The organism is Candidatus Pantoea multigeneris (genome assembly GCF_011752615.1).
In the GTDB taxonomy this organism is placed as follows: domain Bacteria; phylum Pseudomonadota; class Gammaproteobacteria; order Enterobacterales; family Enterobacteriaceae; genus Pantoea; species Pantoea multigeneris.
Genome location: NZ_VWXF01000002.1, coordinates 675200 through 689730 on the forward strand (window position 1 = coordinate 675200; position 14531 = coordinate 689730).

Sequence of the window (14531 nt, forward strand, 5' to 3'; positions counted from 1 at the left end):
GAATAAGAGAACATGATGATGATGAAACAATGGTGGTTTGCAAAACGTAAATTAACCCAGGCAACGCTGGTGGCAATGGGGTTGAGCGCGATGTCGTTGTCTGCCCTCGCTGAGACCGTTACCGTCGGAGGGGCCAACTTCTCTGAGCAGACTGTGTTGGCCAATATCTATGCCTCGGCGCTGCAGCAGCAGGGGATTGAGGTTAAAACCCGGCTTAATCTCGGTAACCGCGAAATCATCCTTCCGGCGCTGAAAGCTGGCGAGCTGGACGTGGTACCGGAATACCTCGGGGCGCTGTTAAACCATTATCACCCAGATACCAAGGTGACTACCCAACAGGAAGTCACTCACGAACTGACCACCACCTTGCCAGCGGACTTTGCCTTACTGAACGCGGCGGAGGCGAGTTCGATTACCGCCTGGGCAGTGAGCGCAGAGACGGCGAAAAAGTATCAGCTGAAAACGCTGTCTGACCTGGCGAAAGTGGCACCGCAACTGGTGGTCGGTGGCCCACCGGAAGTGGCAACCCGAGCGCTCGGGCTGCCGGGGCTGGAGCGGGTCTACGGTATCAAGTTTAAGGCTTTCAGGTCGCTGGATATGGGTGGGCCGCTCAGCCGACTGGCGCTTAACTCGGGAAAAATTGACGTAGCGACGGTGGTCTCGACCCAGGGCGATCTGTCGAAAGAGAAGTGGGTGGTGTTGGAAGATGATAAACATGAGCAACCCGCACAGAACGTGGTGCCGCTGGTGCATAAAGGCACGGTATCAGCGAAAGCCGAGCAGGTGCTTAATCAAGTGTCAGCGCGCCTGACCACCGCCGATCTCATTGAGCTCAATAAGGCGGTCGACGTCGAGCATCAAGACCCGGCTAAGGTCGCCGAGCAGTGGGTTAAAACCAACCTGAAGGCCAATTAATTCAGAGGCGTCCGACAGCGGACGCCATGCTTAGCGAGCGATCAGCATGACCCAACCCACGGCTATTTTTAATCTGTTCTTCTTCAATCCTCAGGGCGATTACCGCTTCTCCTGGCGGCACCCGCAGTCCCCCGGTAGGGAGATTTTCACTCTGAAGTTCTATGCCACACTGGCGCGCCGCGCTGAAGAGGCGGTGATGGATAATATTTTCATCGCCGATCATGTGGCGGTGTGGGATACGGTGCCCAGCGGTATTCCGCATTATGCGAACCTGCGGCTGGAGCCGATCACCCTGTTAGCGGCGCTGGCCGCGGTGACTGATCACATCGGCCTGATGGCCACTGCCTCGACCTCCTATAACGAGCCGTACAATCTGGCGCGCTACTTTGCATCGCTGGATTTTCTCAGTGAGGGACGGGCCAGCTGGAACGTGGTCACTTCCTGGCTGCCGGAAGAGGCCGCCAACTATGGACGCGAAACGCTGCCAGCGCACGGCGAGCGCTATGAGCGCGCCGCTGAATTTATCGATGTCGTGCGCAAGCTATGGGATTCATGGGAAGAGGAGGCGGTGCTGTTAGACAAGCAGAGCGGTGACTTCGCCGATCCGCAGCGGGTGCATCCGTTGCACCATCAGGGTAAATTCTTCAAGGTGCGCGGCCCGCTGAATCTGCCACGACCGCCGCAGGGACACCCGGTGATAGTGCAGGCTGGCTCTTCAGAAGCCGGCAAGCAGCTCGCCGCCAGCCAGGCGGATATGCATTTTGTATTTATGAGCGATATCGCCAAAGGGATTGCCTACCGCGCGGATATGAACCGTCGTCTGCGGGCGCTGGGGCGGGACCCCGGCTATTTCAAAATCCTTGGCGGCGTGCTGCCGGTGGTGGTGAACAGCGCGGCAGAAAAGGCTGAACGACAGGCGTTGGTGACGTCGCTGATGAACGACCAGATGGCGCTGGATCTGCTCGGCACCTATCTGCAAATGGACCTCAGCGGCACCGATCCCCACGCACCGCTGCCGCCGCTACCCGAGGAAGACCATTTTGACGGTATACGCACCGCGCTGCAGATCATCCGCGGCTATGATGCTGGTTTAACGGTGCTGGAGCTGGGTCGACTGCTGCTGCAAAGCTCGGACAGCTGGCTGGTCATCGGCACCGCCGAAGAAGTCGCCGAAACGCTGATCGCCGCCTTCAGCGCCGGGGCTGTGGACGGTTACAACCTGATGTTCCCCTTCCTGCCGCTGGATTTTGATAACTTTGTTGCGCAGGTCGCTCCGCTGCTTAAAGCGCGAGGTGTGATGAAGACGGCTTATCAGCCGGGAACGCTGCGGCAGAAGTTGGGGCTACCAGCACGCTGACCGGCTGATAATCTTCGCGGTTTGTTGCGGTGAAGCCACAAATCAGCAACCGTGCGCAGACCTCCCGCCACTGCGGTTCGCTGACCAGCCGGGCCAGCGCCTGCCGCAATTTTCGCAGCGTGGCGACTGAGGTGCCACTGGCAGTAATCAGCGGCAGACCGGGCAGTTCAGCGGTGTAACCAATCGTCGTAAGTCCCTGCAACAATGTCGGCTGGTGGCGGCTAAATAGCGCCCAACTGACTGCGTCGATCGCTGCCACGTCGGCCACGTTATCCTGGAGGGCCAGCAATGACTGGCGATGGCCACCGCTGAACAACAGCGATGAGAAGAAACGACCGTTTTGCTGCAGCGCGGCTATTTCTGCGCGCAGAGTATGGAAGCCGGACAACGAATCCTCGCTATTGCACACCACACGCCTGCCCGCAAAATCAACCAGCCGTTTAGCAGCGTCGGCCTCCCGCACCACCAGCCTGCTGCGATAGCGGTAGCCGCTGCACCCCTGAGCGTCGTAATGGAAAGTGCCAACCACTTGCGCTTCAGGCAGCAGCGCGCACAACGGATAGCCACAGGTCTGGCTAAGCAGCAAAGACGGCGCCTTCCAGTGCGCCAGCCGATCGCTGGGCTCAGCGTAATGCCAGCCATCAATCCCTCCCTGTTCCAGCAGCTGGCGCAGCGCGTCCACCAGCAGACGCGTATCCGCAGGCTGCACATCATACATAGGGAGAGACAGCAGTTGAGTCATGGTGATGCTCCAGCCTCAGAGGCAACGTCGGTGACTGGCGTTTTTTCAGGATGCTGCTGCGACTGCAGAGGCCTGGTGTCCGGGCGTCCGTCGGGGAACCACGGATTGATTTCGACCTTTATCGGCCTGGTAAGATGCTGGCGCATCAGCTCACCGTACCCTTTAACGAAAAAACCCTGATTGCGCCGCAGATACGCCGCTTTACCGGCACGATACACCACCGGCAACCCGTACCAGGGAATGCGCGGCAGGTCGTGATGTACCGCATGATAATTCAGATTAAGAAACAGCAGTCGCCAGAACAGCCCGGCCTCGTTAATCACCGAACGGGCTTCTGGGGCCTCTTCCGCCCGATGTTCGAGGAACGAGCGCACTGAGGTCATCGCCAGCATCGGTCCGGTCACCCCGAACAGATACCACCCCAGAGGGAAGTCATAAACGTGCAGCCAGCCGATTACCGGCAGCAGCAGGATGAAATGTACCAGCCACATCACGATGGCGGGGCGATCCCCCTGTATAAATGAATGCCAGATGTTGGCCAGCGCCCAGAACATTGTCAGCAGCGGGGCCAGCAGGAAGCGGCCGGGAAAGGTGTTGCGCAGGCGCACCAGTTGACGCTGCACACCGTTAAAATGCGCCCAGCGGCGGCGGGTAAAGTAGTAGCTTTCCGGGTCAGTCTCCGGCACGGTCAGGTCTTCATCAATATGGTGGGTCAGATGAAGATCGCGATAGGCACCATAAGGGTACCAGACCGAGAATGGCAGCATGCCGAACAGCTGATTCAGGCGTGCGAATCGGGTCGGATGGCCGTGGATTAACTCGTGCTGCAAGGACATATACCAGGTGGTTAGCCAGATAAGCAACAGCGTGGATGGCAGCAGCCCGAGGGTTTGCCACCAGGCAACCGTAACAACCCAGCCGCCGTAAATGACGACGATCAGCAGCCAGGTGGGCAGTTCGCTGCGCCACAGCCAACTGGCCGACAGCCGGGCAATCAGCTCCCGTTGTTCCTGATCTAAATAGACCGACGTTTTTCCAGTCATTAAGCCAACCGATGTCATGATACCCATCGGCAGAATGTTACCCGCTGTACCCTGCGGCACAAATGCGATTACCTGCTATTAGCAGAACAGGAATGGTATTGTAAGTGTCCCTGTAAAACGGACCCGCGTCTTTCTCTTCCTATCTGTATTGGTGATGATTAAAGGGCCATAACAGCCCTTCATCATCCCTTTGCGCTATTTAGCTGGGAATAATAAAACGGCTCACCGACTGTAGTTTTTCGATGGTTTCTTCCAGTTCTCTCTCTGGTATTGATTGGTCAATAATCCCTGCACCCGCCTGTAACGCAACACCCTGTTCCAGTTGATATAGCGAACGGAGCACCAGCGCAGCATCCATTTCACCCAGGCTGTTGAGGGTGAACACGCTGCCGCTGTAGGCACCGCGTGCAGCAGGTTCCAGCCGTTCAATCGCTTCAATCGCGGGTCGTTTTGGGATACCTGAGGCCGTTACGGCCGGGAACAGAGCCGCAAATGCATCCCAGGGCGTTAATGCTTCCTGCAACTGCCCGCGAACGCGAGATGCCAGATGCTGTACGCTACCTCGCCGCGATACGTTCATAAAATCACTCACGTGCGTTGAACCGTCAACGCACAAGGGGGTTAGCTCTTCAACGGCCAACTTCACCGATACCGCATGTTCGGCGATCTCTTTGGTATCGTTGGTAAGCACTTCACGCAGCCTCAGATTTTCGGCCTCATTGTGTGTCAGCGCGCGCGTGCCTGCCAGCGGCTGTGTGCTGACTGCGCCAGTGGGTGAAACCTCAACCACCGTCTCAGGGCTGAAGCCGACAAATCTTTCACCGTTTAACCTGACCGCGAACGATCGCGCGGGTGTATTATTGCGGCGACCAAGATGGTAGCTCGCCAGCAGATCAACCGGCTCAGTCAGCGTAATGCGGCGTGAAAGAATGATTTTTTGATAGGTTCCGCGCTGGATCTCCTCTACCGCACAACCTACCCGCTGGCAGTAGTCATGGGCGTCCTGCGCACGAATGCGATGCGCAATAGCAGCCTGCCAGTCCGCATTTGGCGCTGGGATCTCAGCAGTACGATCCGCTTCCCTGACGCGCGCCAGCAGCTGCTGCAATTCCACTGGATTGGATGCGGTAAGCTGGGCGGTTCCTCTGCTTAGTTTGAGGGTGACGCGCGGAATCACCAGCGTGATTAATGCTGTGGTTTCAGGCAGCGTATGCAACGCAACGTTATGAATTAATCGCGCGAGCTCAAAGTGGCTAATGCCGCAGGCTTGCCACTGACCAGAGGGCAACGCCTGAAGCGCACGTTGCAGATTCTCCTGCCAGCTTCCTTCCTGCCAGCTTTTCATCGGGCTATTGGGCTGAGTCAGTTCAGCTCGATCTTTAAACAGCACGATCTGCGCCTGGCTTCCGATGCCGATATCCCAGCTTTCATCACGCTCATAGGCGATGTAATTGTCCATTTCGTGCTGAAGAAGATGGTAGAGGATATCAAGCGGCTCGGCCTGCACCTCCAGCGAGTGGCTAGCTTCAGCTCGGGATGGCGTCTGTTGCGCCATCTTTGCCAACTGGCGTTTATCAATTTTACCGACTGCGGTTAACGGCCAGCTTTTCACCGGGAACAGTTGGTCCGGCAGCTTATGATCACTCAGACCCGATTGTTGCAGGAACCCGCGCAATGTTGCCAGCGTAAGTGTTGCATCACCCTGGAAGCAGGCGCAGATCCGTTCTCCCAGACGTTCGTCGGGAATGCCGATCACCACACAGCTGCTCACTTCAGGATGACTCACAATCAGTGACTCAATCTCTGCACAACCTATTTTTTCACCGGCCCGGTTAATCTGCTCTTTGATTCTGCCAGCAACAATGATATTGCCCGCTGAGGTAAGCTGCACAATATCGCCAGAGCGATAAAAGCGATTGGGCGTAAACGCGTGGAGGTTCTGCGTATCCGCACGATAGTAACCGCCAATGGTGTAGGGGCCCTTCGTCAGCAGTTCACCCGCTTCCCCCGGCTCCACGGGCAACCCGGTGGCATCAACCACCTGCAGCTGGTCCGCATCAGAAATGGGGCTACCCTGGGTATGCAAAATAACATCATCCGTATCATCAAGCCGCGTGCAGCAAATCAGCCCTTCAGCCATGCCGAAAACCTGCTGGAGTTGGCAGCCAAACGCGGGTTTCACTTTCGCTGCCAGTGAAGTTTCAAGGCGTGCACCGCCAACCTGAATGAGCTGTAAGCTGGAGAGATCGCTATCGTCCCATGCCCGGCACTCCAGCCAGAGTGTGACCAGCGGGGGCACCAGCGCGGTAAAGGTCACTTTTTCCTGCTCGATTAGCGGAAAAATTTCGTCGCAGCCCGAAGTTTGCGCCAGCACCACTTTTCCGCCTGACAGCAACGTGCCCAGCACGCCGGGGCAGGAAAGGGTAAAGTTGTGCGCCACGGCCAGCGTGGCAAGATAGACGCTTTGCGGCGTAAGCTGGCAAATTTCTGCCATGCGGCGGGCGTTATAGTGGTAATCCGCATGAGTGCGTGGGATCAGTTTCGGCGTGCCGGTGCTGCCGCCGGAGAGCAGCAATAAAGCAATATCTTCCGCATGTGGCAGCCGGAATTGCTGCGGTTCGGCCTGAAACGATGCCATCGGGGAATCTGTATTTTCGTGGGCGCTGATTTGCCAGCACTGCATAGCAGGATGTCGGGTTGAGATATCCTGCGCCAGTGCCTGATAGTCATTGCCCAGATAACGTTCAGGGTAGAGCCAGGCAACCGGTTCTGCCAGCGTGCATAATGCATCAATGTCCGCGGCTTTTTGGCCGGGCATCGCCAGAATCGGACGGGCTCCAATCCGGAACAGCGCAAACAGGGTGGCAACAAGCTCAATACTGTTAGGCAGTTGCAGCAGGACGTTATCACCCATGCGAATGTGACGGCAGGCGAGGCCTGCAGCCAGCCTGTCCGCCAATGCATCCAGTTCGGCGTAGCTCAGGCGGCGTGTTCCCGCAACCAGCGCGATCTGGTCAGGTTGCTGTGTCGCCCAGTCACGTAACTGTTGGCCCAATGGCCTATCGGTCCAGTAACCCTGCTGACGATAGTGCTCACGCTCACTATCACTCCAGGCACTGTAACGTTGGCGTTCATTCATGGTGTTCTCCTTGCCGAAATGAATTACCGGCGTTAGCCGGTAAGAAAATCAAAAGTCCCAGCTAAATTTGGCAATGACCTGGCGACCTGCGCCCCAGAAGCAGCCGGTGTCTGTGGAATAGCAGCCAGCAACCACTTTGCGGTTCAGCAGATTTTGCGCGGTAAGTTGTAGCTTGCCGCCGCGCAGAGAAGGATCGAGCTTGCCAAGTTCATAGCGGATTGAAGCATCCATCAGGCCGTAGCCCCCGGTGTGGAACGTGTTATCCAGCGTGCCGCCTTGAGTGCCGCCGCTGAACCTCCCTCCCACCGCCAGCCCCAGGCCTTCAACAGTTGTTCCCGCAGGTGCTTGCCAGTCGAGCCACAGTGCGCCAAAAGTGCGCGGTACCCGTAGCGGCGTTTGACCCGCATGGCCTTCGGTATCCTGCGTGTATTTAACCTGCTGCAAGGTGTAGCTGCCGATGACGCTAATCTGGCGGGTCACCGCGCCGCGTGCTTCCAGCTCTAACCCCCGCGCACGAATTTTGCCGCCCTGGGTCTGATATGTGGAATCTACCGGATCGGTGCTCAGGCTTTTATCCTGCGTCAGGTTATACAGTGCGGCGGAGAGCAGGGTGGTGGAGCCCGGAGGCTGATACTTGACGCCAGCCTCATAGAGCTCTCCACGGCTGGGTTTAAACGGTTTTTGTTCACGAGAAAGACCGGCGACCGGCTGGAAAGATTGTGCCCACGTGACGTAAGGCGAGATGCCATTACTGAACAGGTAGTTCAGACCAACCCGACCCGTGGTTGCCTGGTCATGCTGCTCGTAGTTTTGGCCATAGAGAAAATCTTTGTTAATGATTTTGCTCCAGTCATGCCGCACGCCCAGGGTGGTACGCCACTGTTGCCAGGCGATTTGATCCTGAACATAAACGCCGGTTTGTGTTGATGAGACGCGGCTGTTCTGCCACCACGCGGTCGGACCGTACTCTGCGACACCATAGTGAGGATGATAAATATCCAGTGCAGAAACCGTACCGCTGCCATAGTCAGCATGGCCTCGTAGGTGATCAACGCTAACACCGGTCAACAGCTCATGGCTTAACATGCCAGTGTCAAAAAAACCGTGTAGCTGATTATCAACATTCAGCGTGTTGTAATGCTCGTCAGAAACGGCAGTATTACGGCTGATGGTCTGCTGGTCTTCATTCAACCCGGACATCACCACCGCATCATAATTTGAGGTTTCGCCAAAGTATCGGCCTTTTAAAACGGTTGACCAGTCTTCACTGAAGCTGTGGGTGTAGCTATACCCCACGGTAGACTGCTTGCGGCTAAAGGTATTGTGACCAGGCTCACCGGGGTAAGCATCCAGCGGCAGTTTGCCATTGGGATTTGAGAAGACCGTCCCTGACGCAGGCAGTGAGGTAATGGCACCTAAATCGGGATCGTACTGAAAGCGGGAATAGAGCGTCAGGCTGTTGTTGTCGTCAGGATTAAAGGTCACTGAGGGGGCCAGTGCATAGCCTTTGAGTCTGGTCCCTTGCTGCATGCCATCAGCGAGATGTCCGGTAGCCACAAAACGGTACAACACGCTGCCGCTGTCGTTGACTGCGCCGCCGAAATCCAGCCCCACACGCCCGTAGTTACGGCTTCCACCTTCCACTTCAATATGTCGAACGGTTTCTCGCGTTGGCAGCTTACTGGTTAAAGCAATGACCCCACCAGGGTTGGACAAGCCGTACAACACCGAAGCCGGGCCACGCAACACATCGATCTGCTCCAGCAGAAAAGGATCAACCTGCTGTACACCAAACAGCAGGCCATTCGTATTGCGTAAGCCATCCTGGAACACATCGGAGTAGCCGGTATCACTGTAGTTGAAACCGCGCAGGGTGAACTGATCAAATGCGGTTACCCCTCCCCACTGTTCGGCCGCTACCCCAGGCGTATAGCGCAGTGCTTCATTCAAGCTTCGCGTATTTTGATCGTTCATCTGTTGACGGGTAATCACCGAAACCGATTGTGGCGTCTCCACCAGTGGCGTGGTGGTTTTTGTTGCACTGCTGCTTTCACCAGCAGAGAGCTGACTACCGTATGAAGTCGGGTCCTGGGCGGTGACGGTGAGTGTTGGACTGTTCTGCTGTGCCCAGGCGCTCTGCAACGCGAGGGTCAGAAGGGAAAGTGAAAGAGCGGTAGCCGCGCGCTGCGTGGTTTTTTTTCCTGCCAGATATGTCGTGCTGCGTTCCATAGCAATCCTCTGCCAAATCCTGAATGAAATTTTTTCTTAATGTTTTTTTTGAGAATGATTATCAATAGCGCTGATAATAATGTAATGATATAACATATGGTATGATCATTAATGAAGCGTTAATTTAAGGATTTCGTTAAGGGAGCAGCAGGGAATGAACCAGGGTTTAACCAGAAGAACACTGATAAAAATGGTGGGTATTGGTGCGGGAATCGCACTGATCAATGGCTTTTCACCGTTGGTATGGGCAAATGAAACCTCTCCGCAGCGCGGTGGAGTACTGCGCGCGGCCTTTGCTGGTTCGAGCAGTGACTCCACCAACGTCCTGCACTCTACCAACAGTAATGTCGACTATGTGCGTGCACGTCTGATATGGGATTCATTAGCGGAAATAGATAATCAGCGTATCGTCTGGCGTCTGATGGAGTCCGCTGAACCAAACAACGATGCCACGCGCTGGACGCTCAACCTGCGCAAGGGCGTGACCTTTAGCGATGGGCGCAAGCTCACCAGTAAAGATGTGATGTTTAGCCTGCGAACCTGGCTCAGCCAGCCGGGTAGCCAGAGTGGTTGGCTGAAGCCGCTAGACCTTGCAGCCTCCCGTATCGACGACGATCACCAGCTGACGCTGCAACTGCATCAACCCGTGGGCTCCTTTGATCTGCTGCTGGCACAGTCGATTTTTATTTTCCCGGAAAACACGCAGGATTTTACCGCGGCCATCGGTAGCGGGCCCTATACCTTGCAGAGCTGGTCACAGGACAAAAGCGTATTACAGGCGCGTCGTGATTACTGGGATGCCGACAATGGTGGCCCGTGGCTGGATGAAATTCAGCTTTACGCCATCAGCGAAAGTGCAGCGCGTCTGAACGGTCTGAAAGCGGGGCAGTTTGACTATGTTGGTGGTATGGCGCTGCTGACCGCGCGGGCTGAGCAAAATAACCCGGCGATGAAATTGTGGCACTCAGCCAGCGCGGAAATGAGCAATCTGGCGCTGAGCATGAACCTCAGCAAAGCACCGTTTAACCGTCCCGAGGTGGTGGAGGCGCTGAAATACGCCATCGACCGCGAAGCGATGGTCCGTGCGGTCACCATGGGCCTGGGTGAAGTGGCAAACGATGCGCTGGGAGCCGGACAACCCTGGTTCAGTGCGGATTTACCGCTACGCCATTACGATCCACAACATGCGCAATCACTACTGAAAAAAGCCGGCCTCACCTCCACTCGTATCGCGCTTCGCACCAGCGACTATGAGTATGGCACCGCCGAAAGCGCCACCTTGCTGCTACGACAGGCAAAAGCTGCGGGTTTCGATCTCCAGCTCAATCGTGTCCCCGCGGCGGATTACTACAGTGATTTTAATCTGCTGCTGAACACGCCGCTGCAAACCAATCTCTATCGACCGATGCCGCTGCCGGTGGCCCTGCCGTTTTACTATGGCTCGGCAGCCCCGTGGCCGTTCACCGGCCCTGCTACCCCTCAGCTCGACAAACTGATGAGCGCCATGCAGGCTGCACGGGGTGACGCTTTACGTCAGCGGGTGGCTGATGTGCAGCATTACCTGTGGCAACAGGGCGGAGATGCCATTTTTGCCCGCATCCCCTCTGTGGCAGCCTCTGCGCCTGGGGTCTTTGGCGTCAAAGCGGCGGGATTCTTCGACTATCCGCTGCTGCGCGATGCCTGGCTACGTCCGGCATGAGGGGAATGCCACGCTTAGCACGCCTGCTCAGGTGCAGCGTGCAGGCCATTTTCACACTGTGGCTGCTGTCAGCCATCATTTTCAGCGCGATGTCTCTGGTGAAAGGTGATGCTGTCACGCAGCAGTTATCCGGTACTGCCAGCCGCGAACAGATCAGCGCATTACGCACGCAACTGGGGCTGGATCAGCCGCTGGTGCGGCGCTATCTGCACTGGGTCAGTGGTGTATTACGGGGTGACTGGGGAAACAGCTATGTGAGCGGTCGTCCGGTCAGTAAGCTGTTATGGGAGCGCGGGCAGTTCTCGCTGGCCCTGGGGGCCACGGCCAGCATACTGTTGGTGATTATCGCCATTACGGCGGGCGTGTATTGTGGTCTGCATCCGGGAAGCCTTACCGACAGGTTGATCAGCACACTCTCCGTGGGAATGGTGGCGCTGCCGGAATTCGTGACAGGCACGTTACTGGTGGTCGTTTTCGCCTTAACGCTGCACTGGCTACCGGCTTTATCTCTGATCTCACCCACAGCGTCGCTCTGGTCACAGTGGTCGCTGTTTGTCCTCCCCGTCTTAACATTGCTTAGCGTCTCGCTGGCGCAAAACATCAAACTGATCCGCCTTGGTGTGATTCAGGCTTCACATTCCTCCGCCTGTGAGTGCGCGCGGCTGAATGGCGTGAGCGAACCACGTGTGGTGCTGCACTGGATCATCCCACCTGCGCTGGGGCACTGCATGCCGGTGTTGATGCGCTATATCACCTACCTGTTTGGCGGTGCGTTAATTGCCGAAACGCTGTTTGGCTGGCCTGGCCTGGCGGCCGCGCTGCTCAATGCAACGCTATCGCGCGATACCCCAGTGGTGATGGGGATTGCAATGGTGATTTGCACATTGACTGTCCTGCTGAACTTACTGGCGGATGTTCTGACTTCATTGCTGCACCCCGCCGCCCGGCCGGAGGTGGCCTGATGCGTAAAGCGCAATTTATCGGGCTGGCGCTCTTTTTGCTGGTCGCACTGATCACCCTGGTTGGCCCCTTATTGGCGGCGTATGCGCCGGATGAGATACGCGATATGCCGTTTGCCAGCCCAGGCAAGGCCGACTGGGCCGGTACGGATTATCTGGGCGCGGATATCCTCAGTCGCGTGCTCAGCGGCGGACAACGGCTGCTGTCACTGGCTTGCCTGAGTGTGGTGCTGGCCTGGTTTATCGGCGGGGTGGCAGGCATGTTAGCGGCGCTACAGGGGCGATGGCTTGATCGCCTGCTGCTCATGATGGCGGATGTGCTGCTGAGCATACCGGGGTTACTGTTGCTGACTCTGGTGGTCACTGTAGGTGGGCGCGGCTATCCGGCGGCGGTCATCGCGACGATTCTGGTGATGCTACCGGATATTTTTCGCCTGGTGCGCGCAGCAACATTGCAACAGCTTCAGCAGGACTACATCAATGTGGCGCGCTGTCGTGGGGAATCCGTGGGATCGCTTCTCTGCCGGGAGATTGCACCCAACCTTCTGCCGCTCTTCAGCGCCGATCTCGGGATTCGCTTGCTGGGGGCGATGTTCATTCTCGCCACCGCCAGTTTCCTTGGTCTGGCGGCCCAGTCCCCGCAAGCGGACTGGGGGCTGATGATCATGGAAAATCGCCAGGGGTTGACGTTTCAACCCTGGGGGACGCTGGCTCCGGTGATCGCGATATTGTTGCTGTTAATTCCGCTTAACCTGACGCTGGACAGGCTGTTTATTCCCGCGCGGCGGCCAAAAAAAACCGCCCTACAGCCAGCGCCAGGGCAGCGTTGTGCTGACGACTGCGTGCTGGAGTTGCAGCAGTTCAGTTTACGTATCCGGGAAAAAACGCTGCTTCACCCACTTTCGTTACAGCTAAAACCGGGGGAGATTGTTGCCCTGGTTGGCACGTCGGGCAGCGGTAAAAGTACCCTGTTACGTGCGGCCTTAGGGCACTATCCCGATACCACCACCGGGATATCCGGTGAGGTATGGCTGGCGAGACAGTCACTGTCAGCCCTGAACGATCGGCGTTTGAGGCGGTTACGTGCTCAGCATGTGGGTTTTGTGCCGCAGGATCCACGTCTGAGTCTGTTGCCATCGCAAACGCTGGGCGCTTACTTACGGCTTATCGCTGCGGGCCGTGGCATCCCGGTGATCGAGCGGGATCGTCAAATCGCGTGCCATTTTCAACAGCTCGGGTTACCGGATGATGCGGCGTTTTTACGGCGCTATCCACATCAGGTTTCTGGTGGGCAGCGACAACGCGTGATGGTGGTCGCGGCAATGCTCGGTTATCCCGCCTTGGTATTGATGGATGAGCCGACCAGTGCGCTGGACGGAATCAGTACTCAGTCATTGATGCGATGGGTTGCCGCGACAGCGCGGGAGCATAAGATGAGCGTCTTGTTTGTGGCCCACGATCTGCCTCAGGCCAGTCAGATAGCCGATAAAATTCTGGTAATGGCGCAGGGTCAGCTGGTTGAGCAACAGCCAACGCCAGCCTTCTTGCACCAACCACTCAGTCGGGCAGGGCAGCGGCTGCTTGGCGCCTGGCAGCTTTGCACTTCTGCGCAACAGGTTGAGCAGGAACCGTCGATTATCATGCATGCGGATAAGCTGAGTGCGCGTTATGGAGGCCGCACTGTGGTAACGCCTGTGCAGTTTTCTTTGCGACGTGGTGCAACGCTGACCATTGCTGGGCCATCGGGTAGCGGCAAAACCACGCTGCTACGTACGCTGGCCGGATTACATGTCGACGCTGAGGGAATGTTGCATCTGCAAGGCGAGCGGCTTCCGCTTCCGCTTCATCAACGCAGCAGGCTGCACAAAAAGCAGCTGCAATACGTAGCACAAAATCCCGCCAGCTCATTGAATCCTTTCTATCGTGTGCGCTCGCTGTTACAGCGGCCCCTCTATTTTTGCCAGCCAAATCTCAACCGGCTACAGCGCGAACGGCGCATGCTGGAGGTGTTGCAGCAGGTGGGGCTTGAGGGTCAGGTGCTTGATTGCAAGGCATCGACCCTTTCGGGCGGCCAGCAGCAGCGGGTGGCGTTAGCGCGCGCGTTGATTGCACGTCCCGATATTCTGCTGTGCGATGAAGTGACCAGCGCGGTAGATGGCCCGACACGAATGGCGCTATTACAGCTGCTGCAACGCTTGCAGCGAGAGCAAGGGATTACGTTGCTGATGGTCACCCACGATCTCATGCTGCCAACACAGTTGGGTGGGCAACTGATGGTGATTGACCAGGGACAGGTGGTTGAACAGGGCCGTACAGTCGATCTGCTGGCCAACCCCGCGCACCCCATCACGCGCAAGTTGGTGGATACCGCACGGGTGACGGCTTCTCTGTGAAAATGATTCTCATTTATGCTTGAATAATGTAACGTTATAACATACTAATATTTGC

The 14531-nt window shown here is 56.9% G+C and carries 9 protein-coding genes; 5 read left to right on the forward strand and 4 right to left on the reverse strand.

Translation table 11 applies throughout. The annotated features are described in order from the left end of the window. The first annotated feature begins 15 nt into the window (after positions 1–15). Entirely contained in the window at positions 16–915 is a 900-nt protein-coding gene (locus tag F3J40_RS08480; RefSeq protein WP_370659859.1) for an ABC transporter substrate-binding protein, read from the forward strand. 46 nt (positions 916–961) lie between these two features. Further along, the gene (locus F3J40_RS08485; RefSeq protein WP_167013668.1) at positions 962–2272 is read left to right on the forward strand and encodes an NtaA/DmoA family FMN-dependent monooxygenase; all 1311 of its coding nucleotides are present in this window, start codon (positions 962–964) and stop codon (positions 2270–2272) included. On the opposite strand, the gene F3J40_RS08490 is transcribed toward F3J40_RS08485, so the two are convergent. The 4 genes from F3J40_RS08490 to F3J40_RS08505 all read right to left on the reverse strand — a co-directional run bounded on the left by F3J40_RS08490 (position 2196) and on the right by F3J40_RS08505 (position 9425). Further along, entirely contained in the window at positions 2196–3014 is an 819-nt protein-coding gene (locus F3J40_RS08490; protein WP_167013670.1) for a phosphate/phosphite/phosphonate ABC transporter substrate-binding protein, read from the reverse strand. The genes F3J40_RS08485 and F3J40_RS08490 overlap by 77 nt on opposite strands. Further along, positions 3011–4057, reverse strand: a complete 1047-nt coding sequence (locus F3J40_RS08495) for a fatty acid desaturase (protein WP_167013852.1) — start codon at positions 4055–4057, stop codon at positions 3011–3013. Before F3J40_RS08495 ends, F3J40_RS08490 begins: the two co-directional genes overlap by 4 nt. A gap of 199 nt (positions 4058–4256) precedes the next feature. Beyond that, the gene (locus tag F3J40_RS25280; protein ID WP_167013672.1) at positions 4257–7196 is read right to left on the reverse strand and encodes a salicylate synthase; all 2940 of its coding nucleotides are present in this window, start codon (positions 7194–7196) and stop codon (positions 4257–4259) included. Between the two features lie 48 nt (positions 7197–7244). After that, the gene (locus tag F3J40_RS08505) at positions 7245–9425 is read right to left on the reverse strand and encodes a TonB-dependent siderophore receptor (RefSeq protein ID WP_167013674.1); all 2181 of its coding nucleotides are present in this window, start codon (positions 9423–9425) and stop codon (positions 7245–7247) included. 154 nt (positions 9426–9579) lie between these two features. On the opposite strand from F3J40_RS08505, the gene F3J40_RS08510 reads away from it, so the two are divergent. The 3 genes from F3J40_RS08510 to F3J40_RS08520 are packed head-to-tail and all read left to right on the forward strand — an operon-like array spanning position 9580 to position 14476. Next, positions 9580–11124: an ABC transporter substrate-binding protein gene (locus tag F3J40_RS08510; RefSeq protein ID WP_167013676.1), complete on the forward strand. Its 1545-nt coding sequence runs from the start codon at positions 9580–9582 to the stop codon at positions 11122–11124. A gap of 5 nt (positions 11125–11129) precedes the next feature. After that, positions 11130–12086: an ABC transporter permease gene (locus F3J40_RS08515; protein WP_205297254.1), complete on the forward strand. Its 957-nt coding sequence runs from the start codon at positions 11130–11132 to the stop codon at positions 12084–12086. Further along, entirely contained in the window at positions 12086–14476 is a 2391-nt protein-coding gene (locus tag F3J40_RS08520) for an ABC transporter ATP-binding protein/permease (protein ID WP_167013680.1), read from the forward strand. Before F3J40_RS08515 ends, F3J40_RS08520 begins: the two co-directional genes overlap by 1 nt. Positions 14477–14531 lie beyond the last annotated feature (55 nt).

Bases quoted from the DNA above. Each gene is read 5' to 3' on its own strand.
- F3J40_RS08495 (WP_167013852.1), bottom strand. From the start codon at position 4,057: ATGACTGGAAAAACGTCGGTCTATTTAGATCAGGAACAACGGGAGCTG.
- F3J40_RS25280 (WP_167013672.1), bottom strand. From the start codon at position 7,196: ATGAATGAACGCCAACGTTACAGTGCCTGGAGTGATAGTGAGCGTGAG.
- F3J40_RS08490 (WP_167013670.1), bottom strand. From the start codon at position 3,014: ATGACTCAACTGCTGTCTCTCCCTATGTATGATGTGCAGCCTGCGGAT.
- F3J40_RS08515 (WP_205297254.1), top strand. From the start codon at position 11,130: ATGCCACGCTTAGCACGCCTGCTCAGGTGCAGCGTGCAGGCCATTTTC.
- F3J40_RS08485 (WP_167013668.1), top strand. From the start codon at position 962: ATGACCCAACCCACGGCTATTTTTAATCTGTTCTTCTTCAATCCTCAG.
- F3J40_RS08480 (WP_370659859.1), top strand. From the start codon at position 16: ATGATGATGAAACAATGGTGGTTTGCAAAACGTAAATTAACCCAGGCA.
- F3J40_RS08510 (WP_167013676.1), top strand. From the start codon at position 9,580: ATGAACCAGGGTTTAACCAGAAGAACACTGATAAAAATGGTGGGTATT.
- F3J40_RS08520 (WP_167013680.1), top strand. From the start codon at position 12,086: ATGCGTAAAGCGCAATTTATCGGGCTGGCGCTCTTTTTGCTGGTCGCA.
- F3J40_RS08505 (WP_167013674.1), bottom strand. From the start codon at position 9,425: ATGGAACGCAGCACGACATATCTGGCAGGAAAAAAAACCACGCAGCGC.